The 26,656-nt window shown below is 53.7% G+C and carries 20 protein-coding genes and 2 rRNA genes; 15 read left to right on the top strand and 7 right to left on the bottom strand.

Annotation, left to right across the window (positions count from 1 at the left end; genetic code table 11):
* Positions 1–28 precede the first annotated feature (28 nt).
* Positions 29–787, top strand: a complete 759-nt coding sequence (locus tag JMJ04_RS24445) for a hypothetical protein (protein ID WP_201373036.1) — start codon at positions 29–31, stop codon at positions 785–787.
* A gap of 49 nt (positions 788–836) precedes the next feature.
* On the opposite strand, the gene JMJ04_RS24440 is transcribed toward JMJ04_RS24445, so the two are convergent.
* From JMJ04_RS24440 to JMJ04_RS24430, 3 genes are all read right to left on the bottom strand, one after another.
* A complete protein-coding gene (locus JMJ04_RS24440; RefSeq protein ID WP_201373035.1) occupies positions 837–1,901 on the bottom strand; it encodes an alpha/beta hydrolase in 1,065 nt (354 codons plus the stop codon).
* Between the two features lie 4 nt (positions 1,902–1,905).
* Positions 1,906–3,444 (bottom strand): acyl-CoA synthetase, encoded by a 1,539-nt coding sequence (locus JMJ04_RS24435; protein WP_201373034.1) that lies wholly within the window; start codon positions 3,442–3,444, stop codon positions 1,906–1,908.
* A 106-nt stretch (positions 3,445–3,550) separates the two neighbouring features.
* Complete coding sequence (locus tag JMJ04_RS24430; protein ID WP_201373033.1) at positions 3,551–4,630, bottom strand: 3-oxoacyl-ACP synthase; 1,080 nt, start codon at positions 4,628–4,630, stop codon at positions 3,551–3,553.
* Positions 4,631–4,808: 178 nt separating this feature from the next.
* On the opposite strand from JMJ04_RS24430, the gene JMJ04_RS24425 reads away from it, so the two are divergent.
* Both JMJ04_RS24425 and JMJ04_RS24420 read left to right on the top strand, forming a co-directional pair.
* Positions 4,809–5,501, top strand: a complete 693-nt coding sequence (locus tag JMJ04_RS24425; protein ID WP_201373032.1) for a TetR/AcrR family transcriptional regulator — start codon at positions 4,809–4,811, stop codon at positions 5,499–5,501.
* Between the two features lie 48 nt (positions 5,502–5,549).
* On the top strand, positions 5,550–5,987 hold the full coding sequence (locus tag JMJ04_RS24420; protein WP_201373031.1) for a MaoC family dehydratase: 438 nt from the start codon (positions 5,550–5,552) through the stop codon (positions 5,985–5,987).
* A 92-nt stretch (positions 5,988–6,079) separates the two neighbouring features.
* Here JMJ04_RS24420 and JMJ04_RS24415 read toward each other — a convergent pair whose 3' ends face one another.
* On the bottom strand, positions 6,080–7,078 hold the full coding sequence (locus JMJ04_RS24415) for an NAD-dependent epimerase/dehydratase family protein (protein ID WP_201373030.1): 999 nt from the start codon (positions 7,076–7,078) through the stop codon (positions 6,080–6,082).
* Positions 7,079–7,273: 195 nt separating this feature from the next.
* Here JMJ04_RS24415 and JMJ04_RS24410 point away from each other — a divergent pair, with 195 nt between their 5' ends.
* From JMJ04_RS24410 to JMJ04_RS24400, 3 genes are all read left to right on the top strand, one after another.
* On the top strand, positions 7,274–7,807 hold the full coding sequence (locus JMJ04_RS24410) for a cysteine hydrolase family protein (RefSeq protein WP_201373029.1): 534 nt from the start codon (positions 7,274–7,276) through the stop codon (positions 7,805–7,807).
* An 823-nt stretch (positions 7,808–8,630) separates the two neighbouring features.
* Positions 8,631–10,109 (top strand): 16S ribosomal RNA (locus JMJ04_RS24405).
* 292 nt (positions 10,110–10,401) lie between these two features.
* Positions 10,402–13,369: ribosomal RNA gene (locus tag JMJ04_RS24400) — 23S ribosomal RNA — on the top strand.
* Together the 16S and 23S rRNA genes form the textbook arrangement of a ribosomal RNA operon.
* 241 nt (positions 13,370–13,610) lie before the next feature.
* Here JMJ04_RS24400 and JMJ04_RS24395 read toward each other — a convergent pair.
* Positions 13,611–13,916 carry a YciI family protein gene (locus JMJ04_RS24395; RefSeq protein WP_201373028.1) on the bottom strand — a complete coding sequence of 102 codons (306 nt, stop codon included), beginning with the start codon at positions 13,914–13,916 and terminating at the stop codon, positions 13,611–13,613.
* Positions 13,917–14,280: 364 nt separating this feature from the next.
* Between JMJ04_RS24395 and JMJ04_RS24390 the strand changes: the two genes are divergently transcribed.
* From JMJ04_RS24390 to JMJ04_RS24350, 9 genes are all read left to right on the top strand, one after another.
* Complete coding sequence (locus tag JMJ04_RS24390) at positions 14,281–15,249, top strand: amidohydrolase family protein (RefSeq protein WP_201373027.1); 969 nt, start codon at positions 14,281–14,283, stop codon at positions 15,247–15,249.
* Between the two features lie 115 nt (positions 15,250–15,364).
* Entirely contained in the window at positions 15,365–16,222 is an 858-nt protein-coding gene (locus JMJ04_RS24385) for a phosphotransferase family protein (protein WP_201373026.1), read from the top strand.
* Positions 16,223–16,434: 212 nt separating this feature from the next.
* Positions 16,435–17,796: an MFS transporter gene (locus JMJ04_RS24380; protein ID WP_201373025.1), complete on the top strand. Its 1,362-nt coding sequence runs from the start codon at positions 16,435–16,437 to the stop codon at positions 17,794–17,796.
* A gap of 159 nt (positions 17,797–17,955) precedes the next feature.
* Positions 17,956–18,963, top strand: coding sequence for an aldo/keto reductase (locus tag JMJ04_RS24375; RefSeq protein ID WP_201373024.1), 1,008 nt, complete (start codon positions 17,956–17,958; stop codon positions 18,961–18,963).
* Positions 18,964–18,986: 23 nt separating this feature from the next.
* On the top strand, positions 18,987–19,514 hold the full coding sequence (locus JMJ04_RS24370; RefSeq protein WP_201373023.1) for a hypothetical protein: 528 nt from the start codon (positions 18,987–18,989) through the stop codon (positions 19,512–19,514).
* Between the two features lie 300 nt (positions 19,515–19,814).
* Positions 19,815–20,252 (top strand): SRPBCC family protein, encoded by a 438-nt coding sequence (locus tag JMJ04_RS24365; RefSeq protein ID WP_201373022.1) that lies wholly within the window; start codon positions 19,815–19,817, stop codon positions 20,250–20,252.
* A gap of 152 nt (positions 20,253–20,404) precedes the next feature.
* Complete coding sequence (locus tag JMJ04_RS24360; RefSeq protein ID WP_201373021.1) at positions 20,405–20,965, top strand: RNA polymerase sigma factor; 561 nt, start codon at positions 20,405–20,407, stop codon at positions 20,963–20,965.
* Entirely contained in the window at positions 20,955–22,571 is a 1,617-nt protein-coding gene (locus JMJ04_RS24355) for an outer membrane protein assembly factor BamB (protein WP_201373020.1), read from the top strand. Before JMJ04_RS24360 ends, JMJ04_RS24355 begins: the two co-directional genes overlap by 11 nt.
* Positions 22,572–22,587: 16 nt before the next feature.
* Positions 22,588–22,821: a hypothetical protein gene (locus tag JMJ04_RS24350; RefSeq protein WP_201373019.1), complete on the top strand. Its 234-nt coding sequence runs from the start codon at positions 22,588–22,590 to the stop codon at positions 22,819–22,821.
* A 706-nt stretch (positions 22,822–23,527) separates the two neighbouring features.
* Here the strand turns inward: JMJ04_RS24350 and JMJ04_RS24345 are convergent.
* Both JMJ04_RS24345 and JMJ04_RS24340 read right to left on the bottom strand, forming a co-directional pair.
* Positions 23,528–24,535 (bottom strand): hypothetical protein, encoded by a 1,008-nt coding sequence (locus JMJ04_RS24345; RefSeq protein WP_201373018.1) that lies wholly within the window; start codon positions 24,533–24,535, stop codon positions 23,528–23,530.
* A 199-nt stretch (positions 24,536–24,734) separates the two neighbouring features.
* Positions 24,735–26,360, bottom strand: coding sequence for a Na/Pi cotransporter family protein (locus JMJ04_RS24340; RefSeq protein WP_201373017.1), 1,626 nt, complete (start codon positions 26,358–26,360; stop codon positions 24,735–24,737).
* Positions 26,361–26,656: the final 296 nt, after the last annotated feature.

Raw genomic sequence — 26,656 nt, 5'->3', positions numbered from 1 at the left:
CGATTACATGTCTAGCATAAATATCTTTATGTCTACGGCCTCAATTGGCGCTGCCGTGGCTTTCCTATTTTTCATGATAATCTACGCCTTTTTGTTGATAAGTCCCGTGTGGTTGCTGATCTGCCCTTTTGCCATCACGATTTTCTTAAATTATGTCTGCTATCTGATTGGAATTATTGGGGCAAGTATTGGTGGCGCTCTCGCGCTTCGTCGTCTACAACGCGCTGCCCGTGGCATACGCGAGCCTGGGCCGCGTCGCACCCTGAGCGATTATCGTTCTCCAATTATCTTCTGGTTTCTCTTTGTGGTGCTGACTCTGACTAGCACCACTGCCTTGCTTTTCCATGTAGTTCATATGCCTGCAAGTGCTTGCGTAAGCGACGATTTCTTTCCTATGCCCTGGCAGCCTGAAATTATCTATCCCTGGGTTGGATTGCTATTTGTAGTTTTGTTGTACGTAGAGCTAATGCTGGTGCGCATTGCTTCCGTTTCCTCACCTATTGTCCCCACTAGCATTCCTGAGGTTGATGCTGTTGATGATATGTTCCGTAGCAGAGTAATAATTTCACTTCAGTATTTAGTTTTGTTCATGCTCTTTCTCTCTATTTCATCAATATCTGGCATCGCGGCCTTGCCCTATTCCTGGATCATTATGCTTCTTTATTTTCTTCGTTTTATTGCTCTCACATTTCTTTGTACTGAGATTGTGGCTGGCAAGAGAGGCTTTGGCGGCAAACTCCCCAGCGCCGCCTGGAAACCTGAACGCTCTTCTCCGGAACAGCAGTAGCCGTGTACCCCAGGAGCGGACTCGCTCCTGGGGTACACGGCTACTTATATTAATGCGCGTCCATAAACTCGGTGCATAACTTGAGTACCTCATCTTGCTTCTCGATGTGGGGCGAGTGGCCGCATTCGGGTAGTACATGCTCCTGGTAGCTGCCGCCATTGGCCTGGTAGCTCTCTAGCAGCGTGCGGATCTGCGTCTTCATTGGCTGGGGTGGATAGATCTGCGCGCCGGGCCAGCCAGGGATCACGCCCAGTTGCCCCAGGAAGCCAATATCGAACATTGAGGTATCGGAGACGATCTGGTCATCCGCGCCATGGAACCAGAGGATAGGCGGCTTGTCTATGATATCGACCAGGGCGCTCTGATTCAGGTATTTGGGCGCCAGGGCATTATTGACGCCTAGCTTGCCGGGGGCGAGGCCGGGCCAGTTCTCGGAGGGAAGTGTGTCGCCGGGATAGTTGCCGGGTGTGACCTTCGTCGAGAGGATGGCGCTTACATAGATCTCCTCACGCTCAGGCGACACCTGGAAGGGGGGCTTAAAATAGAAGGCGTTCATCGTCGTGCGTGACGAGGTGGGGCCGCTGCCACGGTCGCCACTCTGCAGGCTCTTGACGAAATCGGCGTTGACGGTCCCTCCGCCGCTGCCCGCGCTGTCCAGCCAGGTTGGCGTGCCTGCAGCGTCTTTAGAGCCTCCAAAGCCATAGGGCGAGCCGCTCGCCTCCAACAGGAGCGTGCGCGCCGTGCCTGGATAGTCGATGGCGTACTGCATGATGATATTTCCACCCAGCGACCAGCCCAGGAGATGGAAGGGAGGCAGGTTGAGCGCCTGGACAAAGGCGGCAAGGTCATCGGAGTAGTCGCGTACCCCACGCGTGGCGTCGACGGGTAGTGTCTCGCTCTCACCATAGCCGCGCATATCTGGCGCGTAGACTGTGTAGCTTCCCGTGGCCGCCAGGGCCAGCATGAAGTCCTGAAAGAAGAGTGAGGACGAACAGTTACCATGCACCAGGACCACAGGCGTCGTCCCCTGCCCCGTGGCCAAATATGCCATTGTGAGCCGCCTGGTCTGCGTCGTGCGCTGGCTAATTCCGTCCAGCAAAAGCGATGTCGTCATCTGATTATCCCTCCGTTACGAATTGTGTGCGCAACTGTGCCTTCATGACCTTGCCCATGGCGTTGCGTGGCAAAGCATCAGTAAACATAAATATACGCGGAATCTTATAGCGTGCCAGTTTGTCGGCGCAGTAGGCTACGATCTCTTCTGGCGTAAGCTCCGCCTGCTCGCGGGGTACGATCACGGCCAGGCCAACCTCGCCCCACTTGGGATCTGGTCGGGGAATGACCGCTACCTCGTAGATAGCGGGATGCCGCGCCAGGACCTGTTCGACCTCGGCTAAATACACGTTTTCGCCGCCCGAGATCAGCATATCCTTCTTGCGCCCCACGATGTAGTAATAGCCCTCTTCGTCCCGGTGTACGAGGTCCCCGGTGCGCCACCAATCATCTAAGCGCGCCTCCGCCGTGGCCTCGGAACGCCGCCAGTAGCCTGAGCAGACATGGGGACCCGCCAGTAGCAGCTCGCCCTCGCGCCCCGTGGGAACATCGTGCCCCTCTTCATCCACAATGCGCGCTCGTGAATGAAAAACGGGCTGCCCTACCGAGCCTGCCTTGCGCAGGGCATCCTTGGGTGCCAGGCTAAAGCAGTTGACACCGACCTCTGTCAGGCCATAGCCCTGGCGAAAAACCAGGCCCCGCGCGGCATAGCCCTCAATCACTGGGAGCGGACACGAGGAGCCACCCGTGACACAGAAGCGGAGCGAGGAGAGATCACTTGTAGCGAAGGCCTTGTGATGTTGCATCATCTGGAAGACGGTCGGAACGGCAAAGACAATCGTGCAGCGCTCCCGCTCAATGGTTTCCAGAATGGCTTCAGGCGTTGAGTTGCGCAGGAGCACTACCGTGCCGCCGCAGTGGTAAAGTGGCGTGGTTAGCACATTCAGACCGCCCGCGTGAAAGAAGGGTGCGAAGGTTGGCGTAATGTCGTTCTCACGTACGCCCCAGCTAATCTGCGTGTTGATCGCGTTCCAGGTCAGCATGCGGTGCGAGAGCATGGCCCCCTTGGGTGTACCCGTGGTCCCCGAGGTATAGAGAATCAGGGCTATCTCCTCGCCATCCTGGCTCTGGAAGGGCCTGGCACGCTCTGCGAGTTGCGCATCAGCGCCGGGAAAGCTTGCGAGTGCGCGTAGTTGTGGCGCGTGTGAGCTCTGTAGTCCCAGGACTGTCGCGATAGTCTGGGACTGCTGCTGGAAGGTCGCGTCATGCAGCAACAAGCGCGGCTCGCAGTCTATGAGGATCGTTGTCAATTCGTTAATTGTCAGGCGTATGTTTAGAGGAACGAGGATCGCGCCGATGAGGGCGCACGCGAAAAAGGCATCCAGGTATTCTGGCGCGTTCTGCGCCAGGATCGCCACGCGTTCTCCCTGCTGCACGGCGTATTCTTCCTGAAACACAGCCGCCAGGGAGCGTGCGCGCTGGTTGAGCATACGATATGTCAGTCGCCTATGTTTGGAGGCCGTCTCGCTATCTACCAGACCGACTTTGTCTGGCGTCAGTTGTTCACGGCGCTCAAGCCATTCGCCAACATTGATGAATGTCATGTCACACATCGCCTCTCTGCGTTCTCTGCTAACAAGTATGCATGAAAATCGATTGAAACACAACCAGAATAAATTGCTGCTTTAAAACTCACTTTCTGTGCTCAGGCTAGCCCCAGCGCAACGCCGTCGCGCCCCAGGTAAAGCCCAGGCCCGCGCTCGCCAGGACGACCAGTTGCCCTGGGCGAAGCATATCGCGTTGTTGTGCCAGTTCCAGGGCCAAAACCTGGTCGGGCGCGCCAATATGGCCATAATCCGAGAGATAGATTGACTGCTCCTCGCGCAGGTTAAGCATGGAGAGGATGCGGCGATGCATCGAGGGCTTCATATGATTGATCGCGAGCAGATCAATATCCTCCACGCAGTACCCGCTGCGCTCTACAGCGTCACTTACCACCTGCACAAAACGCTGCTCTGAAATAAGGTCCAGCCCCTGGCGCAAGTGCTCAGTATCTGGAACATGAAAGGTATGCAGTCCCTGCTCCAATGTCTCGCGCGAGGTTGGATGCCTCGTCCCGCCCGCGGGAATAATTACATCCTCTGCCAACGAGCCATCCGTGATAAAGGCCGAGTTCAGCACCTGGTTCAGCACATAATCGCGCTTCAGCAGCATCGCGCTCCCTCCATCTGAGAGATTGAAGAGGAAGCGACTGGAGGCCTCGCGAAAGTCGATCAGGTCCGCCGTCCGATGCCCACCACAGATCAAGACCGTGCGCAGCCGCGTATCTGAACGCATTAAGTCGCGTGCAACCTTGAGCGCCAGCACGTTTGTTGTGCAGAGAGCCGCCAACTCAAAGGCGTAGGCGTTTTTGGCCCCTAGCAGGTACTGAATGCGATTCGCCGCCGACCAGACATAGAAATCCTTGTGCATGCTTCCCGAGTAGAGTACCAGGTCAATCTCTCCCGGCTCAAGCGCCGCCAGTTCCAGCACCCTTTGCGCCGCCCTTACCGCCATGACCGAGGTCTGATCTTCATAGCTCGCGCGCCGCTTCTGTTCAATCCCAAGCTTCTCGCGCACGATCTCCTCGGGAATCCCACTCTGTTCAGCAATATAGGTCGCATCCTGTACCTGCTCTGGTAAATAGGTCGCGAATGCCACCAGCCCAATCGGCGCCGCCAGCCCTCCATCCTCGCCTTCTATCGCCCTGAAGCCGCTCTGCTCCTGTGACGCATTCTGTTCCAGGCTCACGCCATTACCCCCTTGTGTTATAATATGACAGTTGAGTCACCTTTCATATATGGTACTCAACCATCTCCAGAAAAGTCAAGCGGGCAAGAGAGAATAGATAGCTGAGAATAGACAGCCGATAATGAATATGCGATTATTGACAGTGACGAGTTCTAGATCATAAAGGGGAGTTGGATAGATGCAAGAACACACCTCAACGACTTCGCAGCCGGAGGAAGGCGCGGAGAAGCAGGCCAAAGGGAATGCCCCACTCACTGCCAGGGGCGAGGCCACGCGTCGCCGTATCCTGGATGTCGCCGAAGAAGTCTTTGGCGAAATAGGTTACTACGAGGCCAGTGTCTCAGAGATCACGCGGCGTGCGAAGGTGGCGCAGGGCACGTTCTATATTTATTTCCCAACCAAACGTGACATTTTCGCCGAGCTGGTGCGTGACCTGAGCCAGCAACTGCGCGGAGCGCTGCGTCAGGCCACGGCTGGCTCCTCAGGTCGCCTGGAGACGGAGAGGCGTGGCTTTAAGGCCTTCTTTAGCTTTGTCGCCTCGCACCGGGGGCTCTATCGCATCGTCCAGGAGGCGGAGCGTGTAGCTCCTGAGGCCGCGCAGGAGTATTACCAGGGCATAAGTCAGGGCTACATTCGCGGTCTCCGCTCGGCTATGTCTGAGGGAACGGTAAGAGACATGGAACCCGAACCCCTGGCATATGCCCTGATGGGAATAGGTCATTTCGTCGCCCTGCGCTATCTCATCTGGCCTGCGGATAACCAGGAGGAGCCTGCCCAGATCCATGACCTACCACCCGAAGTCTTCGAACCCCTCATGAGCTTTATCGAGCAAGGGCTGGCCCAGCCAGCCCACAAAGACACCCCGAAATAAAAGGCGCAACCAAACCGTACTAGCTTATTTTCATAAGGAGACCTGCACATGAACGCAGAGCTTGAGCCCAACCTGCCACCCGTCGGAGCCAGGGTTACCCGCACCCGCACCATTACTGACCAGGACATTGTGCGCTTCGCAGAGGTGAGCGGCGACACGAATCCCGTTCACTTAGATGAGGCCTACGCCGCCCAGTCGCGCTTTGGTCGCCGCATCGCGCACGGCTTCCTTACCGGCTCCATGATCTCCGCGCTTATCGGCACCGAACTGCCGGGACCAGGCAGCATCTACCTGGGACAAACCCTGAAGTTCTCCGCCCCCGTCTACATCGGCGATACCATAACCGTGAGCGTCGAGGTTACCAAAGTCCGGGCTGACAAAGGCCTGGTCTTCCTCCAAACCGAATGCATCAATCAGGACGGAGTAAAAGTTCTGACCGGTGAGGCTACCGTCAAATACGAACCTGATACCACAGCCGCTTCTTAACTCACTGGCAACCTCTCAATGAAAGCGTACAGTGTGTGAGAATTCTTCTCCAAGAATCTCAAGAACTTTCTAAAAGCCAAGGTACTATTTTTTTACTGTTTCTTCGATAGCAAGTGCCAGGCGCGTAAAAGCTGTTGCTCACGTTCAGGCGCGAGGCCAGCATGCAATTCGTTGTTTGCTGGGCGTGTAGCGTCCCAATCAAGAGTATCCTGAATTGTCTCGGTAAGTGGACGAAAGCGCAGGCCCGCAGCAATTGCCTTACTACAATCAACCCGTGCAAAGCCGACCATCTCACTGGGTACCCAGAGGGGTAATTGAAGATAGGGCGTGACCTCTTGCTCCAGGAGAAACTGTTCATCTACCCACTCAAACTGTGCGTCGCTGCCACTCACCTGGCGGCAACATTCCAGGAGTTGACGTATCGTTAATGGATTACCAGGTCCCTTCGCATTATAAATACCAGTTTGGCGCGCTTCGGCCATAGCAATGCACCACGCCGCCAGGTCACGCACATCGATAAACTGAACTGGCTGCTCTGGATTACCGGGTGCTAAAACCTGGCCACCTTGAGCGATACGATGAGGCCAGTAGGTAAAGCGATCAGTGGGGTCATGTGGCCCCACGATGAGGCCTGGGCGAATAACCAGCACGCGGTTGGGTAGCGCCTGCTCTGCGTAGTGCTCACAGAGTGCTTTACGTGCTCCGTAAGTCTCCCGTGTTTGGATCTCAATGGCGGTATCTTCGAGTTCTGAGAGTGGTGAGAGCTCATTGATTGGCGCAACGGTAAAGTCTGCGTAGACCGAAGTAGTAGAGATAAAGGTATAGTGGTCAGCGTTCTCTGCTAACAAGCTAGCACTTTCGTGTACCTGGCGCGGAATTTGTCCGTTGGAATCAATCACTGCATCCCAGATGCGCCCATGAAGCAACTGGAGATCGCGGTCGCGGTCGCCATGGATCTGCTCCACTTGCGGAAACAGTTCGGGATGCGAGAGTCCACGATTAAAGAGTGTTACTGTATGCTGGCGCTCTAACGCTGCCTGAACAAGATGACGACCCAGAAAACCAGTTCCGCCAAAAATAAGAATTCTCATGTTTTTCTTTTTCCTTCTCCAGAATGCACTGAACAAAATGATACATGAGATTCTTTCTGAGTGAAAAGAGCAAATGCATGCTGATAGCATATGTTTGCAAGGTTACAATGCTATCAGCATATGTACTTCATCAAACATTGCCGTATTTTCGAAATTATGATATGTATGCTTTAAATATCCATGGAAGGATGCTTTATGGAAAATACAGAAACTGCACTTATCATTGTTGATGTCCAGGTCAACATGTTCTCGCCTGAGAACCCCGTGTATCAAGGTGAACAATTGCTGGCAACAATTGCTCGCCTCCGCGAAAAGGCGCGCTCAGCCCAGATACCCATTATCTACATCCAGCATGGCAGTCAGCGCCAGGGACATCCTATGGAAGTGGGGAGCGCAGGCTGGCAGATCCATCCTGCTCTTGCACCGGAACCACAAGACGCCATTATCCAGAAGCATATGTCCTCCTCTTTTTATCAAACCTCACTTGATGAGTATCTAGCCAGCCACCAGATCCAAAAGCTCGTTATCGCTGGCATCCAAACAGAACTATGTGTTGACACAATCTGCCGGGAGGCTTGTAACCGGGATTATGATGTCACGCTGGTCAAAGACGGCCATAGTACCTGGCAAAGAGGTGAACTTACAGTACCTCAAATTATTGCCCACCATAATTCACTGCTCAATGATTGGTTTGTCACCGTGAAAGAGGAACAAGCTATCTCTTTTTGAAAAGAGTGGCATGCATTGATGATGGCACGCGCACAAACCCCATGTAGGGTCCATGCAAGCATGGACTTACGCCCCAGCCCAGTAGCCGCATACGCAAGTAGCGGCTACTGGGCTGGGGCGTCACCCATATGGGTGGGTCTATTTGCACAGCTTGACAGCGCCGGGAGGCTGTGGGATAATGCACTTCGCTCCAACACACGGTAAACAGCGACAATCACCGGCTTGATCGGTGCTCCTGTCCGATTTACCCGGCGTCTCTACCTCGCTTTTGAAGCGCAGGTGAACAGATGCCCAGGTGCCACGCTAAGGTGGCTCGCCACGGGTACTTCCCCCGCTGCATGACACGTTCTCTCCAAGAAGAGTGGACGTGACTTTATGCTGTCTCTGATAGGATGCAAAGAGGGTCCCTGACCAGATTTTGCGCGCCTGAAAACGAGTTTTCAGCAGTCGCAAAAAGACGTCAGAAAAGTACTTGACAAAGCGCAAAGTGTATGCGATAATGACGAAGTCAACGGCGAACACGAACACCGCGAGCGCCGGAGCGAGACAACGAATGAGGCAAGCCCACGAGGCCTGCCGGGTTGCGGTTCATCAACAACAAAAAGAAGAACGAACCAGAGCACCCTGAACAACTGAAGAGTGGAATGCAGAAGTACAACGGAACTTCGCTGATTGGGCATGTCTCAATCGCGGAGAACACCGTTCCTGTCAATTCTGCGAACAAAGCAATGAAGTAACGACAACGTGCTTCTAGCCTGGACGCAAACTTACAATGCTTACTACGTCGCTGTGTAGCAGTGATGTGGAAGATACATTCATCACTTGAATGGCGAGTTTGATCCTGGCTCAGGATAAACGCTGGCGGCGTGCCTAACACATGCAAGTCGAACGCCCTCTCGCAAGAGAGGGAGTGGCGGACGGGTGAGTAACACATGGGTACCTGCCCCGAGGTGAGGAATACCGGCGAGAAATCGCCGACAATACCGCATATGTTTCTTCGGGAACAAAGCTCGCAAGGGCGCCTTGGGATGGGCCTGTGGCCGATTAGCTTGTTGGTGAGGTAAGAGCTCACCAAGGCCACGATCGGTAGCTGGTCTGAGAGGATGGTCAGCCACACTGGGATTGAGAACGGCCCAGACTCCTACGGGGGGCAGCAGTGAGGAATTTTCGTCAATGGGGGCAACCCTGAACGAGCAACGCCGCGTGCAGGAGGACGCTTTTCGGAGTGTAAACTGCTTTTCTTGGGGACGAGTAAGGACGGTACCCAAGGAACAAGCCCCGGCTAACTACGTGCCAGCAGCCGCGGTAATACGTAGGGGGCGAGCGTTGTCCGGAGTTACTGGGCGTAAAGCGCACGCAGGCGGTTTCGTACGTCTGGAGTGACAGTTCCCGGCTCAACTGGGAAAGGTCTTTGGAAACGGCGAGACTTGAGGGCTTCAGAGGGACACGGAATTCCGGGTGGAGTGGTGAAATGCGTAGAGATCCGGAGGAACACCAATGGCGAAGGCAGTGTCCTGGGAAGCATCTGACGCTCAGGTGCGAAAGCTAGGGGAGCGAACAGGATTAGATACCCTGGTAGTCCTAGCCGTAAACGATGACCACTAGGTGTGGGAGGTATCGACCCCTTCCGTGCCGTCGCAAACGCAATAAGTGGTCCGCCTGGGGAGTACGGTCGCAAGATTAAAACTCAAAGGAATTGACGGGGACCCGCACAAGCAGCGGAGCGTGTGGTTTAATTCGATGCAACGCGAAGAACCTTACCAAGTCTTGACATGCAGATGCACCAGCGGTAATGCGCTGTTCCTTCGGGACATTTGCACAGGTGCTGCATGGCTGTCGTCAGCTCGTGTCGTGAGATGTTGGGTTAAGTCCCGCAACGAGCGCAACCCCTACTGCCTATTACAACTTCTAGGCGGAACTGCCCTCACGGGAGGAAGGCGGGGATGACGTCAAGTCAGCACGGCCCTTACGACTTGGGCGACACACACGCTACAATGGCCAGTAACAAAGGGATGCCAACCCGCGAGGGGGAGCCAAGCTCAAAAACCTGGTCTCAGTTCAGATTGCAGGCTGAAACTCGCCTGCATGAAGGTGGAGTTGCTAGTAACCGTAGGTCAGCACACTACGGTGAATACGTTCCCGGGTCTTGTACACACCGCCCGTCACACCACGAAAGTCGGCAACACCTGAAGCCGCCAGGCTAACTCCTTGTGAGAGGCAGGCGTCGAGGGTGGGGTCGGTGATTGGGGTGAAGTCGTAACAAGGTAGCTGTACCGGAAGGTGCGGCTGGATCACCTCCTTTCTAGGGAGTCATCACTATCGATTTCGGTAGTGCACTCTCAGGTCGAACAGGAACGACCTGTCCGGATGTACCCTGCTTCCACTCTTGAGCGGTTCGGCCGCTGGTTCAATCCAGATCCGAAGCCCGCATTGTACCTGAACAACCAAAGAAGTATCCTTCAATTTTGCTGAGCGAGCACGTTGGCATGCAAATGCTCAACCGTGACGTGAGTCATTCGAAGCTCGTGACAGTGAAGAACGAAGACCGAGATCCCATACAACAAGGGTTAACACAAGAAGAAGCAGACAAGGCAGAACAAGCGAAACAGAGTACGAGGTGGATGCCTTGGCGCTGAAGACCGATGAAGGACGCGGAGACCGGCGAAACATTCAGGGGGAGCTGCATCCAAGCGATGAGCCCTGAGAGTCCGAATGGGGCAACCCCTCCAGAGTCATGTCTGGAGACCTATCGCTGAACACATAGGCGATATGGAGGATCGTGGGTGAACTGAAACATCTCAGTAGCCTGCGGAAGAGAAATCAACCGAGATTCCCGTAGTAGTGGCGAGCGAACCGGGACGAGCCCAAACCATCTATTCTTCGTGAATAGGCGGGGTTGTAGGACCAACAGTAGCGATCATGTGCTTACTCGAAGGCATTGGAAGGTGCCACCAGAGGGGGTGAGAGTCCCGTAGAGGACGAGGACATGAGCGTGGTTGGCATCCTGAGTACCACGAGACACGTGCAATCTTGTGGGAAGCTGGGGGGACCACCCTCCAAGGCTAAAGAACTTCAGCGACCGATAGCGAACAAGTACCGTGAGGGAAAGGTGAAAAGTACCCCGAGAGGGGGATGAAAGAGTCCCTGAAACCACGTACTCACAAGCAGTCAGAGGCCACTGTGCCACGAGGCACCAAGGGCTGATGGCGTGCCTTTTGTAGAATGATCCGGCGAGTGCATCGCACGTTGCAGGTTAACCAGCGCTAAAGCTGGGGAGCCAGAGGGCAACCGAGTCTCAAACAGGCGGGTATGTAGCGGCGATGCGACCCGAAACCGTGTGAGCTACCCATGAGCAGAGTGAAGCGGATGTAACAGTCCGTCGAGGCTCGAACCCACCAGTGTTGCAAAACTGGGGGATGACTTGTGGGTAGGGGTGAAATGCTAATCGAACACGGAGATAGCTGGTTCTCCCCGAAATGTATTGAGGTACAGCCGCGACCAAGAGCGTGGTGGAGGTAGAGCACTGGATAGGCTAGGGGCCCTGTGCGGGTTACCAACCCTACTCAAACTCCGAATGCCACTACGTGTTTATCGCGAGTGAGACGGCGGGGGCTAAGCTTCGTCGTCAAAAGGGAAACAGCCCAGACCATCGGCTAAGGTCTCCAAATCGATGCTCAGTGTCAAAGGGGGTCAATGCGCCCAAACAGCCAGGATGTTGGCTTAGAAGCAGCCACCATTTAAAGAGTGCGTAATAGCTCACTGGTCGAGTGCAATGGCACCGACAACGTATCGAGGCTAAAGCATCGTACCGAAGCCGTGGAATATAGGACTACCTATATTGGTAGGGGAGCGTTCTCGACGCCTGAGAAGCCAGACCGCAAGGACTGGTGGAGGTAAGAGAAGTGAGAATGCCGGAATGAGTAGCGCAATGTCTGCGAGAACCAGACACACCGAATGCCTGAGGGTTCCTGGGCAACGTCAATCGTCCCAGGGTGAGTCGGGCCCTAAGCCGAGGGCGTCATGCCGTAGGCGATGGAAAGCAGGTCAGAGAATCCTGCACCGGAACATTTCGTTATGAGCAATGGGGGGACGCGGTAGGGAAGGTGAGCCGATCGAATGGACAGGATCGGTGCCTCTGTTGAAGCGCGTGACCGAGGAAAATCCCGGACACATTATGCGTGACACTGAGGCCGAGCGCCCGCGAGGGTGCGGAAGTCATTGGTCCCCAGGCCGTCAAGAAAAGCCTCTCGCCAGAAATTGTTCCGCCCGTACCGCAAACCGACACTGGTAGGCAGGGGGAAATCTCCCCAGGTGATCGAGCGACCCTCTGTTAAGGAACTCGGCAAATTAACCCCGTACCTTTGGAAGAAGGGGTGCCTGCGTAGCTGTGTGTGCTTGCACACATGGTGAGAAGGTTGCAAGAAATCGGCTCAAGCGACTGTTTACCAAAAACACAGGTCTCTGCGAACGCGAAAGCGGAAGTATAGGGGCTGACTCCTGCCCAGTGCCGGAAGGTTACGAGGAGTGGTGTGCGTAGCCACGAATCTAAGCCCCGGTGAACGGCGGCCGTAACTATAACGGTCCTAAGGTAGCGAAATTCCTTGTCGGGTAAGTTCCGACCCGCACGAAAGGAGTAACGACTTGAGCGCTGTCTCGACAGAGGACTCGGCGAAATTGAAGTACCCGTGAAGATACGGGTTACCCACGACAGGACAAAAAGACCCCGTGGAGCTTTACTACAGTTTGGCCTGGAAACGAAGTATGGTGTGCGTAGCATAGGTGGGAGCCGGAGAACTCATCCTTGTGGGGGTGAGGGAGGCAGCAGTGAAATACCACTCTCACCATGGTTTGTGTCTCACACGTCACCGTGATCCGGGACGTGAACAGGGCCAGATGGGTAGTTTGACTGGGGCGGTCGCCTCCCAAAGAGTAACGGAGGCGCCCAAAGGTTCCCTCAGGGTGGATGGACATCACCCTCTGTAGAGTGTAAAGGCACAAGGGAGCTTGACTGTAAGGCGTACAGGCCGAGCAGGGACGAAAGTCGGGCTTAGTGATCCCACATTCCCGTGTGGAAGGAGTGTGGCTCAACGGATAAAAGCTACCCCGGGGATAACAGGCTTATCTTGCCCAAGAGTTCACATCGACGGCAAGGTTTGGCACCTCGATGTCGGCTCGTCGCATCCTGGGGCTGGAGTAGGTCCCAAGGGTTGGGCTGTTCGCCCATGAAAGCGGCACGCGAGCTGGGTTCAGAACGTCGCGAGACAGTTCGGTCTCTATCCGTCGTGGGCGTCGGAAAAGTGAGGGGAGTCATCTTCAGTACGAGAGGACCGAGATGGCTTGACCGCTAGTGCGCCAGTTGGGGGGCCTCCTCCAGAGCTGGGTAGCTACGTCAAGAAGGGATAAGCGCTGAAAGCATCTAAGCGCGAAGCCGACCCGAAGATAACTTTTCCCACTCTCAAGAAGAGTCAAGATCCCAGGAAGAAGACCTGGTGGATAGGCTGCGCGTGGACGCCTGGTAACAGGTGGAGCGGAGCAGTACTAATGATCGTACGGCTTGTTTCCCATTCTGTTTCTTCGCGTATGTGGTGAGTCCTTGTGGTGTGAGTGAGAGCGGTCTGAGATCGGATCTGAGCACGAGTGAGAGGACATCGCGGCACGGGGAGCGTGAGCAGGCCAGCGTGGCTCAGCAAAATTGAGGGAATACTTCTTTGGCAGGTTACATCAGAACGAAAAAGGGTTCGCAACGAAAGAATGATGTTGCGAACCCTTTTTCGTTATCATTCTAGCAACATATTCATATTCCTCACGGCTCTTTCTTCTGAAATGAGGGTCCAACGTGGCAGGGAAGCACTTCAATGCGCTCCCACACCTTGCCTGTGACATAGGGCTCTTTCGCTAACCAGGCATCAAGCTCTTCCCGAGTAGAAAAATCGCAGACGATGACCGAGCCGATCATTTTCTCATGCTCGTTGAGCAGCGCTACTCCAAATAATTGCTGGCCTGAGGAGACCATAGAATCTCCCAAGGCAATATGAGCTTCGCGTGCTGCCAAGCGCCTTTGCAAGGCCTCTTCACCTGTTCCATCATAAGCAATCACGGTAAATTGCATAAACACTTCCTTTCAAGGACACCTATAGGATAATCAGGAGCTTCTCTTTCACTCTACGCCTCCTCAATCTCACACATCGTGGAGTCTATGTCAAGATGCGCTTCTCACTCCAGCGCACAATTCTGGCATCCCTTATCAAAATATGCCCTTTTACCATAACATGTGATACGCTCAACTGTAGAAATTTGCAGCATTCGATGCTATACTTGCGGTCATTCTCTTTCTTGGCTGAGAAGAGTATGCTGTCAGAGAGACCAACTCAAGCGTGCAGTTTATTTGTAATGGCTAATTAATTTGTTATTGGCAGCATAAGCATTTTCAGCGTGGCCCATAGCGCGAGAAGGGCCTTGAGGAGTGGCGCCTTATGAGCAGCACAGAGCTTATACCCTATCGTATAGATGTGCATCATCATGTTATTCCGCCCTTTTATGTCGAGGTTCTGCGCCAGGAGGGCATTACTGAAGCGGTGCCGGGTGTATCCTTCCCCAGCTGGAATATCGACGACATGATCACCATGCTGGACCAACAGGGCATTGCGGCTGCTATTGTCTCGATCTCGGAGCCAGGCATCTACTTTGGGGAGAAGGTCAAAGCTCAGGCCATGGCGCACCGCGTCAATACATTCCTGGCTGAGCTAGTGCAGAGCCATCACACACGCCTGGGTGCCTTTGCCATTCTCCCCCTGCCCGATACTGATGCCGCGCTCAAAGAGATAGAGTACGCGCTCGATACGCTCAAGTTAGACGGTATTGGCCTGCTCACCAACTATCGCGGAACTTATCTTGGCTCTCCAGTCTTTGACCCACTCTTCGCCGAGCTGAACCGCAGACGGATCCCCGTCTTTATCCATCCCTCCACTCCTCCATCCAAGGATCAGCCGCACTTCGGGCTTCCTGCGCCACTCTACGAATTCCCCTTCGATACCACGCGCGCGGTTGCGAACCTGTTATACAGCGGTACCATGGAACGCTATCCCATGCTGCGCCTGATTCTCTCCCACGCAGGAGGTACAGTCCCATTTCTGGCCAAGCGCCTGATGACTGGTGCAATGCTTGCCAAGCTCAGTGATCGTACTCCCGAGCATCTGCTAGCCCTGCTCAAGCGTTTCTATTATGATGTCGCCATGTCAATCTCGCCCTACTCGCTCCCCTCGCTCCAGGCCCTGGCCGACCCCTCTCACATTCTCTATGGCAGTGACTATCCCTTCGTGCCAGTGGACGCCATCGCCCGCGATATCAAAGAACTGCGCAACTACGATGGCTTCGACCGCCAGGAGATCCACCTGGTCGAGCGCGAGAATGCCCTGCTCCTCTTTCCTCGCTTGCGCTCATGAAGGGCAAAAAACAGGCCTCTTCTTAAATGCCCTTTTCACATGCAACAGGCAAGAGGTAAAATAACCGTTGAGATAAAGATGTCCAACAAAGATATTTGAGGAGCAATAACGGGGTATGTCACATGAACACCTTGATCCACATGCTATTCTTGAAACGCTTGGTTTGTTTGATATTACTGTCGTAGCCCCTGTGCATGGAGGAACTGATACTGCTATTTGGCGCGTTGAAAAAGCTGGAACGGTCTATGCCTTGCGTGTCTTCCAGAAAGGGGAGGGTGACGACTGCCAGCGCGAGCAAGTGATAATGCAGGCCGCACTGGCAGCAGGTTTGCCTGTGCCGCAGGTTCATGCAATGGGGAAATGGCACGATTTTCCCGCACTTCTTTTATCCTGGCTCCCAGGAAGGCCTGTTGCTGAGGAACTGCGCGCACATCCCTGGCGAGCCTGGTCTCTGGGGCTGCTATTTGGCCAGATGCAGGCCACTATTCATACCCTTGCTGCACCTGAAGTGCTCTGCCAACAACCCGAGGCGTGGATCAACTGGTCTGGCCCAGACGAGAGGCTGCTGCAAGAGCGCCTGCATCGAGAGAAGCAGCAAGCTCTTACGCTGCTTCACCTGGACTATCACCCTCTCAACGTACTGACTGACGGAAACAAGATAACTGCAGTGCTTGATTGGAGGAATGCTCTCTCTGGCGACCCTCGCGCTGATGCGGCCCGCACAGTCTCTATCCTTCGTTATGCTAGTCTCGGAAGACGATCTATTTTAGAATTGCTCGTGCTGAGGATCTTTGAAGCTGGCTGGCGTAGGGGCTATGAACAAAAAAGAGGAGCCTTAGGAGACATGAACCTCTTCTACGCCTGGGCTAGTGTTGTGATGGAGAGAGACCTGGCAACAAAGCTCACACAGAATGAACTCTCTCTTATTCACCAGTGGACGTTAAAATGGAAAAAGCGCATAGGGTGCCTCTAGAAGCCATCTCTACAAGTCCTCAGTACACTGGATTGTTTTTACATTGAAGGTCAGCTATACCCTTTTTGCATGAGCCGACCTAAGTAAGCAGGCTGATTGTGTTTTGCGCATAACTTGGAAATAGTAAGACCCTGCCAACGCTTCTTAGAGCAAACTTTTATTTTTGATAATCTCTTACACAAAACTTTGTAAAGGATGGTTCTGTAGAGTTCATGGACGCAACTACCAGTACAACCAACCCACGGAAAAGAAATCTTCTGATTAGCCGCAATTATGCCTTTCTCTGGAGTGGGCAGGCCATCTCCAACCTCGGTGACATGGTCTTCGATACCACGCTTGTGCTCTGGGTGGCGACGAAAATCGCGGCTGGTCAGAGCTGGTCTCCCCTGGCGGTTAGTGGTGTAATGCTCTCTGCTGCGCTGCCTGTGCTGCTTGTGGGACCACTCGCCGGAGTATTTGTCGACCGCTGGGATAAGCGCCGCACGATGCTGCTTATGGATGGCATTCGTACACTCCTGATCGCCCTGCTATTTCTTACCGCGCTCCCGTTGCCTCTTCACTTCTCGCCATTTGTGCAATTGGGCCTTATCTATGCGACTGTGGCCCTGGCCAGTACTTGCGCGCAGTTCTTTGAGCCGGCGCGTACAACTCTCCTCGGTGATATTGTCGATGAAGCTGACCAGGCCAGGGCTGGCGGCCTGGGCCAGGTTTCACGCAATCTCGCGGTCATTATTGGTCCACCGCTGGCTGCGCCGTTGCTCTTCGTCGTCGGCGTCCAGTGGGCTCTCCTTATCAACGCGCTCTCGTTTGTGGCCTCTTTTATCGCGATCCTGGCTGTACGTCTCCCTTCGCGTGTAGAGAATAGCGAGAGTGCGAGCAAGCAGGTACCCAACTTTTGGAGCGAGCTGGCAACGGGTTTACGCTTCTTTGCCCATAGTCGTGTGCTTGTGACCTTGCTGATCAGCATCATCATTGTTACCCTTGGTACTGGGGCCCTGAATGCCCTCGATGTCTTCTTTGTCACGCAAAATCTCCATACCGATCCCAACCTGTATGGCGTTATTGGCATGGGTCTTGGCGTGGGTTCAATTCTAGGCGCGCTGCTCTCTGCCTTCTTCACTCAGCGCCTGGGTGTTGTGCGTACCTATTGGGGTTGCCTGGTCTCGGCTGGTTTGCTGATGCTGTTGTACTCGCGCATGAATAGCTTCGTACCCGCGTTCATTGTGATCAGCTTTGTTGGCATTCCGATTGCCGCTTTGAATGCCGCCATGTTCCCTCTCTTATTGCATGCCGCGCCGCGAGAATTGCTGGGCCGCGTCGTTGCCGTGCTTACCCCTTCTCTGACCCTGGCCTCGCTGCTCTCAACAGTTCTGGCGGGTTTTCTGGCCAGTAACCTGCTCCTGGGTTTTCATGCAACTGCATTTGGTGTCACCTTTGGCACTATTGATACCATCTTCAGCGTCTCAGCCATCCTTATCATCCTGGGCGGCCTCTACGCCCTGATCAACCTGCGCCATATCCGTCTTGATGAGAAACCATCCTCACCACAGGAAGAGATTGCAATCGCTGAGTAAATGCATTTTAAGAGCGTGGGAGAGCGCTTTTGGCCAATATGGCGTTCTCTCATGCTCTTTGTTTTTGCTTCTAGCCCGCCAACTGTATTCCTGTGTAATGGTCCGTGTGGTAACGTGTAAGGAGCACCATCTATTTCAACTTTGTGCAGGAGGGCATGTATGAAGCTCAAACGGCTGGGTAATACTGGTTTGCAGGTGAGCGAGGTCGCGCTAGGGACGATGACCTTTGGCCACCAGGCGAACCAGGAGGTGGCCTTTCAGATGATGGATATTGCGGAGAGGGCGGGCGTCAACTTCTTTGATACAGCTAATATTTATCCTGATACCGAGGCTGGCTTGCAGGGACGCACCGAGGAGATTGTGGGAAACTGGCTGCGGGTACGTAAGGCGCGTGAGCGTATTGTGTTGGCGACGAAGTGCGGCGGTCCGATGGGCGAGGGACCAAATCAGTCGGGCCTGAGTCGTAAGCATATCCTGGCAGCCTGCGAGGCCAGCCTGCGCCGTCTGCAAACTGACTATCTCGATCTCTACCAGGTGCATTGGCCCGATCCCCAGACGCCCATAGAGGAGACGCTGAGCGCCCTGGATCAGCTTGTACGTGAGGGTAAGGTACGCTATATCGGCTGTTCAAATTTCCCTGCCTGGCAATTAGCAGATGCGCTCTGGACCAGCAAAATGCATGGTTTGTCCAGCTTTGTGAGCGATCAGCCGCGTTATAACATGCTGTTTCGCATGATTGAAGACGAAATTCTGCCTCTCTGTCGCGCGCATGGCCTGGGAGTCATCGTTTACAATCCCCTCGCCGCTGGTGTCCTGACGGGTCGTTACCGGCAAACCCCAGAGGTGCAGCAAGGGACACGCTTCAGTCTTAGAGGTAGTGGTCAGCTCTATCAGCGTCGCTATTGGAAGGAGGCTATGTTCGAGGCTGTCGAACAACTCCATGATTTCTTCACGCCACGTAATAAGAGTCTTACCCATGTTGCCCTGGCCTGGGTGCTTCAGCAGCCTGGAATTACCAGCGCCATTCTGGGGGCAAGCAGGCCTGAGCAACTCACCGATAGCCTTAAAGGTGTTGAGCTGGCACTGGATGAAGAGGAACTCAACGTGTGCAACGAGGTCTGGTTCCAGTTGCCACGCGAACAGGATCAGGGAGTTGCGCGCAGATAAGTTTGCACTCAGGAGGTGTTAGTATGAGTGAGGTCGTACGGCGAGAGGACCTGCTGCGCCATCTGCGCGACCTCAGTACCGGAACCTATGAAGGCCAGGTAAGTCGTGCGGAGAAAGAAGAGATCTATCGTAAGGCCGTCGAGCTATTAACTCCAGTGGTACAGTCGGTCCTGGAAGAGGCCAACTGCCTATTTCTAGATGGTACAGGCCAGGTGCGTGTTATTGGACCAAAGAATGATGGTCAGGGTGGCCTGGAGACACGCTTTGAGCTGACCTGGCCGAAACAGCGGACGGCCCAGGTCATGCGTGGCCCTCGCGCTCCACTGCGACCTATAATCATCAAGGCGCACTATGGGCGCGGCTTTCTGCACCCACATCTCTCTGGCTCTAGCGGCGGCAACTGGCCCTTACAGATTCTCAACGCTGAGGACGCTGAGCGCCAACGCACTATCCTGGCTGCCATCGTCGAGATGGAGCTGCATGAGCGCATCTTCGAGACCGATTGGCACATCCTGCCTATCAGTCGGCAATGGCAGCAGGATAAAAGCTAACTGCTTCTTATGGACAAGAGGGTGCTTGCACTGACCACAAAGCAGCGCTCTCTTGTCCTTTTCGTTTTTTGCTGGTAAGCAATTGATCAACAATAATATCGCCTGACATAAGAAGTATGTAGAGACGTACTACTGGCTGGCGTTCGCCAGCCAGTAGTACGTCTCTACATATATACTTTTAAACCTATGAGCGCCAAAGGCGCGAAAGACTACGTAGCAAGCAGACTAGCAAACTTTACAAGACATTCTCTCTGGCATGATAATGTAAGGGAAACGGATGAAGGAGTAACAAAAATAATTATGGCTAAATTGCGCTTCACCATATTCATTCAACGCCCGCCGGAGACAGTGTACAAGGTGCTTGCCGACCTGCGCGGCTATAAGTCCTGGCTGCCATCGTCGAACCTGTTTAGGGAGACTGCTGTTACGACTGATGGCCCGGTACAGGTAGGCACAGCCTATGTGGATAAGGGTCCCTCTTCGGAGATGCAGGGCGAGGTCACAGCTCTTGAGCCACATTCACATATCGCTTTCCACCAGGCGGCGCGTAAGGGTATGCTAGATATTCATGTGCGTTATACGCTTCAATCAAAGGAGGGTGGTACGCAGGTTGTCAGGGAACTGAAGTTGCGTACGAAGGGCCTGGTAGCCCTTTTACAGCCGGTTCTTGTACGCGGCATTCGTAAGGAGAACGAACGCATTCTTCAACGCTTGAAGTGGTATCTGGAGGCGCGGTAGCCTGAAAACACTTCCTTCTCTGAGAGAGGTCACATGCCATAACGGTAGTAACAGTGCATGTGGCCTCTTTTTATTTTTGGCGTAACACTTTATATAGCTCATGCGACGGAACAAACGAGATCTCAAAACTAGAAAAATTGCTGAGGACATGGATGCAATTGTTTAAGCAGCAAACAAACCCGGACCATAAAGCCCTGGTGGCCGAATTATATACATGTTATGCGCCGGCCATAATGATGTATATACGTCGGCAAGTACCTTCTCAGGAGGATGCGGAAGATATCTTATTAGAGGTATTTACAGTCGCGCTAGAGAGCAAATTGCTTGGTAAGCTGAATGAATATAAGCGAAAAGGCTGGCTCTGGAGTGTGGCGCACAATAAGGTGATGGATCATCACCGGCGCGCCAAACATCGCACTCATACGAATTTGGAGGATGTGGTAGAGGATCTGCTGGAGGACGAGATGGATGCGCCAGAACTTGTCGCTTTACGCAATGAGGCGCATGCCCAGGTGCGCGAGCGTTTGCTCTCGCTTTCAGAGGTGCAGCAGGAAGTGGTGCGCTTACGCTTCGCCCACGGCCTGCGTAGCCCTGAAATCGCAGCATTGGTCAATAAGAGCGAGGCGGCGGTGCGTGTCATGCTCTCGCGCGCGCTCAACAGTTTGCGGGGAATCTACAACATGGATGGCGAGGAGGCACACGATGGACGATAAAGAGTACTTTAACCCAGGGATTGTAGATGAGCAGATCGATGCGTTACTGCAAACTGGGAGCCATCCCAATGAAGAGACGCGCACTGTACACGATCTACAAGGCCTCTACTGGAGCGATCTGCGCTCACTGGAGCGTGTATGGGAGCGCCTGGACCTGGGTACAGACACAGGCTTTGGGAAAAATCCCTGGACAAAGAGAATTTCTCACAACAACAAATCATTAGAATTTGAAAGGTTTCGATATATGCAAGGACAGCATACTCAACGAGATAAAGCCAAATCACCTTCGACGTTTACGCGCCGCTTTGGCCTGATTGCGGCAGTGCTCTTTACGGCCCTCCTCGTGGGAAGCCTGGTTGCTTTGCTGAACGCTACGCGCGGGCAACATAATAGTCATAATGGTCCTGCCACTTCAAGGCATACACAAGTTGTTACCAATGCTCCCAATCTTCAGGTGAAAACGCCGTCTGGAGTATATGTTGGCGGCGACGGTGGCGTAACCAAGATCGATCCCCAGACGGGAAATGTGATCTGGGGCTATAGCATAACACTTAATAAGACCTTGAAGGGAACACCACCGAGTATGCTCGGTGCAGGTGTTAATCGAATTATCTTGAGTGGCAATACCCTCTTCGCCCTGATTGTTAGTTCTGCGAGTCAAAGTACGGAGGCGCAACAGGGGATAATAGCGCTCAATGCCCAGGATGGTTCAGTCTTCTGGCATAAGAATGTAGATCAAGGTTTAAGGGATATTGCCTTAGGCGATGGCCAGGTCTATGTTAGTACCATCACGTATTCCGCTAAAGATTCTCCTACGTCTGAAATACACATTTTTAACGTGAGCACAGGCATTGAGAAGCGTAGTTACTCCCTCCAGATGGATATCAACTCTATGACGTGGAATGCAAGTAAGTTGTACCTTGGTACCAATCACGGTCTGTATGCCATTAAGCCAGCCGATGGTACCGTCCTCTGGAGCCAGCCAGTATCACATGAGCAATTTTACGTGACGCGGTTACATATCGTGAATGGCGTAGTGTATACCTCCTTCGATTACACTAATGAAGCTGGACCGAGCCATTCGAATATTGAGGCGTTTGATGCCCTGAGCGGCAAGCAGCTATGGCAGACGAACGATATCCCCGGTCAGGTCTATGATATTGCCCTGGATGAGAAGGCTGTGTACCTGGGTATCCTGCGACATAGTCCAGACAAATTAAATGTATTCCGGGGTACGGTCTATTCTTACGATATCAAGAATGGACAGCCAAACTGGTCAACACCTGTAGATGGTGCGGTACAGAGCGCGCCTGTTGTCGCCGATGGTGTCGTCTATGTGCCGACTTATGGAGGTCCAGATGGCAATGGTCATACAACGACCGCTCTGGACGCCAGCACCGGCAGCCAAAAGTGGCAGAAGCCCATTACCCTGGGTATCATGCTCAATCCAGTTGCGGCTAATGGCTTGATTTACGTCGCCGACTGCAATTCCTTCGATTCCAAGTCTCCATTGGGAACCAAGGTCTATGCCTATAAGGCGGATGGCACCCTGGCATGGCATTTTAGCATTGCTCACAGCCTATTAGCTCTGGAGGTGGCTGAATAAGCAGGTTTTCACGGACTTGATGAGAAATGATGACGGCGTGGGTGGTGGGTATGTACCCGCCACCCACGCCGTCATCTCTTACTCTAAATTCGAGCTAGCGATCACCTCTTATCTGGCTGAGCAAATTTTTGGCCTGTTCGGCGTGTTTGTTGGCAGCCTGCTGCTCATCATTAAAGAATTGAGCAATCTCTTGCTGCCCCTGGCTCTGGGCGTCTTGCTTGTAGCACTCACAGGTCTGTGCTTCCCGTAATGAGTGGTACAGTACACTAACTACATTGTATACATCGTTGTGTGTGGAGGTGCTTTGCGGCTCTTGCATCGCGTTCTATCCTTTCCGTGTTGTTGTTCATGGCTTTCTATCGTTGAGTTGCAGCCAGGTGAGAGTTACTCACGCAGGCTGCACGATAAGCGAGCGCCAAACGTTTCGGCATGAGTTTGCACGCTGATACCTTGCCTCCGTGTATATGCCATTCAGGAATTATTTTTGGGCAATATTGGTTGTCAGTAGACCAATTTATCCTCTTATGCTCAAAAATGTACTAGCTTCGACCTCCCGTTTCTCGTACGATACCTGAGCTGATCGCTCTATGAGCGCTACGCCATCGTGCGCGCTTTTGCAGGGCAAGAGCCATGCCCTGGTGCTGCTGGATACCCGGAGCAATACGGTAAGCACGTTGATTTCGCCAGGTGAGGTTCCAGCACCTCCTCTGCCTGGAGACCCAGAATGGTACTAACAAGCTCACTCGCCTGGTAGAGTGGGCAAAGTAGACCCAATTCCGTTTATCACACAGCCGAGGGCGTCGCAAGAGGCCCTTTTTTCTCAGCCCACCACTGGCGTACGCGGCTCCTGGTGGGGGCTACGCGCTACTGTCCTTCGCTCTGCCTGTGCTGCTGAGGACAAGGGATGGTAACGCTATCCTGCGCATTGAAGATGCTCAATTGTTTGCCGTGCTTAATTACATCTTGCTTAAATAGTCACACATGCGATACCAGATGCTGGGAGGATCGCCAGGCGCGGGAGCTGGTGCGTTGGCGTAGTGGAGGTATAGCTCATGGAGCAGTTTGGATTCATGGGAGGGATGGCCTTCGATGATCCATTGCAGGGCCTCCAGGTCTTGCAAGAGTTGCTCAACTGAGATGGCAAGCTCTGTTGGCACCACCGGAGGTGTCTCGCTGGCCTCCTCGACCGCCTGTGCGATGAAGGTGGCAACCTGGTCATCTAGTAACAGGCTTGTTGTGAGTGTGCCTCTCGGTTCAGGAGGAGTGTTACTACTGTTATTTCCCAATTGGAGATCAATGATGGGATATACTTCGTTGAGAGGATCAACAAAAATCTCAAAGAGGGCGTTGTGGATGGCCTCAGAGAAGGCAACAGGATCGTCCAGGGAGTCTGCCAGCGCAAATCCCTGAATGGTTTCGTAACGCTGAAGAGGCAAAGGGAGGCGCGTGCGGACGAGTTGTTGGAGTTCACGCGTAATCTCGCCGCGTAGTTCACTGATCGAGGTGTCAGGCCGCCAGGGACCAGTACCCAGGCAGTAAAAGGACCAGCATTTGATAGTTCGCCACTCAGCGGGCCAGGAACATCGCCGGTTGACGAGATAGATGCACTGGCGCTCGCTGGCACTGATATTTTCTGCAAGCCCGGGTGCAGACTGGTCGAGGAGCGTTATCGCGAGTAGATCAAAAGGCTGGATGTTCGAGGCATCCGCGACACAGCATTGCCCACCGCACTGACAACAATAGTTGAAGCCGTTCCAGAGGATATGGTTATACTCTTGAAATAGAGTGGAGAGGTCGCGCACAAACTCCCGTGCTGACTCATAGGTCCAGGTAAGCCCATATGCTGGCACTGAGATTGTGTTGTTGTGCGCTTGCCACTGAATGATGGCCTGTTCACAGAGACGAAAAGCTTCTCCATTGGCTATATAGACCCGCTGATACTCGGGATGCTGAGTTAATTTCATCTCGCCCTCCCTGAAGAGATGCACCATCGCATTCTGCAATAGTGGTTTGTCGGAGCACACTAATGCTCTATCTTCACCGAACTCACACTGTATTATGGCATATATCTATACTGTGCTCTATTCAAGATGGGAAAGCCGGCGAGTGCATAAGCATTCTCCGGCTATGTGGTGCGAAATAAAAGTGAGGGTCTGGAATGCTCTACATCTCGCCTTGAACGATGGCCGCGATATTAAAGGCGTGGGATAGAACGCGGCTCATGGCGTTGAGCAGGTCGAGGTGAATGGCGCTTGAAGAGAGGCTGGGCGCGACCCTCTGTTGCAGGCGGCGTACATGACGCAGGTGGAGTGTGCGTTTGGTTTGGGCGAGAATTGCTTTGCGGGTGAGGCATTCCGTGGCAAGGGTTGGATCTTGCGACGCCAGCGCTGCCAGCACCTGCTGTACCGCGAGCTGCACTTCCTGATAATAGGTAATAAGATCCTGCCAGCCCTCCTCTGAGAAGACGACCTGTTCGCGCTGCTTGCGTTGTGCGAGCCGGACGATCTGTTTATCAATAATATCGCCAATCGCCTCTAGATCTGTTACAATGTATAGTAGAGCTAGCTCACGCCGCGACTGTTGCTCTGTCATCTGTTCTTCATCAAGCCGGGTCAGGTAGCTTTTCACAGCTTCTTCTAGATCATCGAGCTGGTCATCAAGCTGGTCGATATGCCTGGGAACGTTATCACTTTCTTCATCAAAAGCCAGAATACCACGTTTAAGCATAACTGTGACCAGGTCAGTCATGCGCACAATCTCGCGCATAGCCTGGCCGAGGGCAACGGCCGGTGTTGCCAGGGCTTCTGGATCAAGATGGCGTGGTCCATCTACGCTCTGACTCTCCTGATCGGGTACCAGGGCCGTTACCAGGCGTACCAGTGGTGTTGCCAGGGGAGCGAAGACCAGTGCCAGGGCGATATTCAGCCCCATATGCGCGATTGCGACCTGCGTCCCACCATTTCCAAGATGGGCGAGTAACTGAGCCAGCGGCTGAAGTAGGAGGAACGCCACAGTCACGCCTATGAGTTTGGTTCCGGTATGCAGGTAGGCCAGGCGACGCCCGACGCGGGATGAGCCACCCAGGGCAGATAAAAGTGCTGTGAAGGTATTGCCAACGTTTGTACCCAGCATGATTGCCAGGGCTGCGATAGGCGGTAGCGCTCCATTGCCTGCCAGGACGATGACCAGGCCAATAGAGGCTGCGCTCGAGGTAAAAGCGATTGAGAGGATGGCGCCAATAAGAGCCAGAACAATAGGAGCGTTGACCATAGCTTGTAGTACATCTGCCGTAAGAGGACTGGCGGCGACGGGACGGCTCCCAGCTTCGAGTGCCGCCAATCCAACCGTGATCAAGCCAAAGGCGAAAAATGCCTTCCCAAATGGGCGTAGCCCGGAACGGCGGGTGAAGAATGCTATGGCGGTGCCCAGTCCCAGGATTTCCAGGGCATGATCCGTAATATGTAAGGCTAGCAACTGGACAACCAGGGTAGAGCCAATGTTGGCTCCCAGCAACATAAAAAAAGCCGTCGTCAGGGTAATAAATTGTGTATTGACGAGACCAACAAGCAGGCTGGATGTGGCGCTAGAACTCTGTGTAATCGCAGTGGTGATCAGTCCGAGCAGTAGCGCCATCCAGGGGCGACGTGACAGCGTCGCCAGGGCACTACGCAAACGGGCGCTCATTGTCTTCTGAAAGATATCAGAAATTTGCTGTACTCCATAGAGGAGCAGCAGGACGCCTGCAATTAGAAAACTCACCACCGTGGTGGGCGATGTTGGCAACTGCATAAAGGGGCCTCCTCTCATCCTTGTCGGGAAATGCCTCTACCTCTTCTGCTAGTGGGTTTCCTTTCTCGCTGGTAGCTCTCAATCGAGAGATTCCGACTTTGTGTATAACCCGGCAACCGGCAGTTTGGGCGTGAAAATCAAACAATTAATATTAAGAGAATGTTAACGGAATATTAAGAGAATGTTAAATACTATAACACCTTCTGTCCAGAGGCGCAAGCAGAAAAGAGGGGCAAATTTTAAATACTATAGATGTGTGGTGAATTGGGAGCGAAATAGTATAGTGCCAGCCAAAT

Source organism: Ktedonobacter robiniae, from assembly GCF_016587375.1.
GTDB classification, from domain to species: domain Bacteria; phylum Chloroflexota; class Ktedonobacteria; order Ktedonobacterales; family Ktedonobacteraceae; genus Ktedonobacter; species Ktedonobacter robiniae.
The sequence above is the reverse complement of the archived record's forward strand: the minus strand, read 5'-3'. Positions and strand labels throughout refer to the sequence as shown.

Coding starts and splice junctions, on each gene's coding strand:
- JMJ04_RS24365 (WP_201373022.1), top strand. CDS start 19,815: ATGGCTAAATTGCGCTTCACCATATTCATTCAACGCCCGCCGGAGACA.
- JMJ04_RS24435 (WP_201373034.1), bottom strand. CDS start 3,444: ATGACATTCATCAATGTTGGCGAATGGCTTGAGCGCCGTGAACAACTG.
- JMJ04_RS24440 (WP_201373035.1), bottom strand. CDS start 1,901: ATGACGACATCGCTTTTGCTGGACGGAATTAGCCAGCGCACGACGCAG.
- JMJ04_RS24345 (WP_201373018.1), bottom strand. CDS start 24,535: ATGAAATTAACTCAGCATCCCGAGTATCAGCGGGTCTATATAGCCAAT.
- JMJ04_RS24385 (WP_201373026.1), top strand. CDS start 15,365: ATGTCACATGAACACCTTGATCCACATGCTATTCTTGAAACGCTTGGT.
- JMJ04_RS24390 (WP_201373027.1), top strand. CDS start 14,281: ATGAGCAGCACAGAGCTTATACCCTATCGTATAGATGTGCATCATCAT.
- JMJ04_RS24415 (WP_201373030.1), bottom strand. CDS start 7,078: ATGAGAATTCTTATTTTTGGCGGAACTGGTTTTCTGGGTCGTCATCTT.
- JMJ04_RS24360 (WP_201373021.1), top strand. CDS start 20,405: ATGCAATTGTTTAAGCAGCAAACAAACCCGGACCATAAAGCCCTGGTG.
- JMJ04_RS24410 (WP_201373029.1), top strand. CDS start 7,274: ATGGAAAATACAGAAACTGCACTTATCATTGTTGATGTCCAGGTCAAC.
- JMJ04_RS24370 (WP_201373023.1), top strand. CDS start 18,987: ATGAGTGAGGTCGTACGGCGAGAGGACCTGCTGCGCCATCTGCGCGAC.
- JMJ04_RS24355 (WP_201373020.1), top strand. CDS start 20,955: ATGGACGATAAAGAGTACTTTAACCCAGGGATTGTAGATGAGCAGATC.
- JMJ04_RS24420 (WP_201373031.1), top strand. CDS start 5,550: ATGAACGCAGAGCTTGAGCCCAACCTGCCACCCGTCGGAGCCAGGGTT.
- JMJ04_RS24395 (WP_201373028.1), bottom strand. CDS start 13,916: ATGCAATTTACCGTGATTGCTTATGATGGAACAGGTGAAGAGGCCTTG.
- JMJ04_RS24425 (WP_201373032.1), top strand. CDS start 4,809: ATGCAAGAACACACCTCAACGACTTCGCAGCCGGAGGAAGGCGCGGAG.
- JMJ04_RS24340 (WP_201373017.1), bottom strand. CDS start 26,360: ATGCAGTTGCCAACATCGCCCACCACGGTGGTGAGTTTTCTAATTGCA.
- JMJ04_RS24445 (WP_201373036.1), top strand. CDS start 29: ATGTCTACGGCCTCAATTGGCGCTGCCGTGGCTTTCCTATTTTTCATG.
- JMJ04_RS24380 (WP_201373025.1), top strand. CDS start 16,435: ATGGACGCAACTACCAGTACAACCAACCCACGGAAAAGAAATCTTCTG.
- JMJ04_RS24375 (WP_201373024.1), top strand. CDS start 17,956: ATGAAGCTCAAACGGCTGGGTAATACTGGTTTGCAGGTGAGCGAGGTC.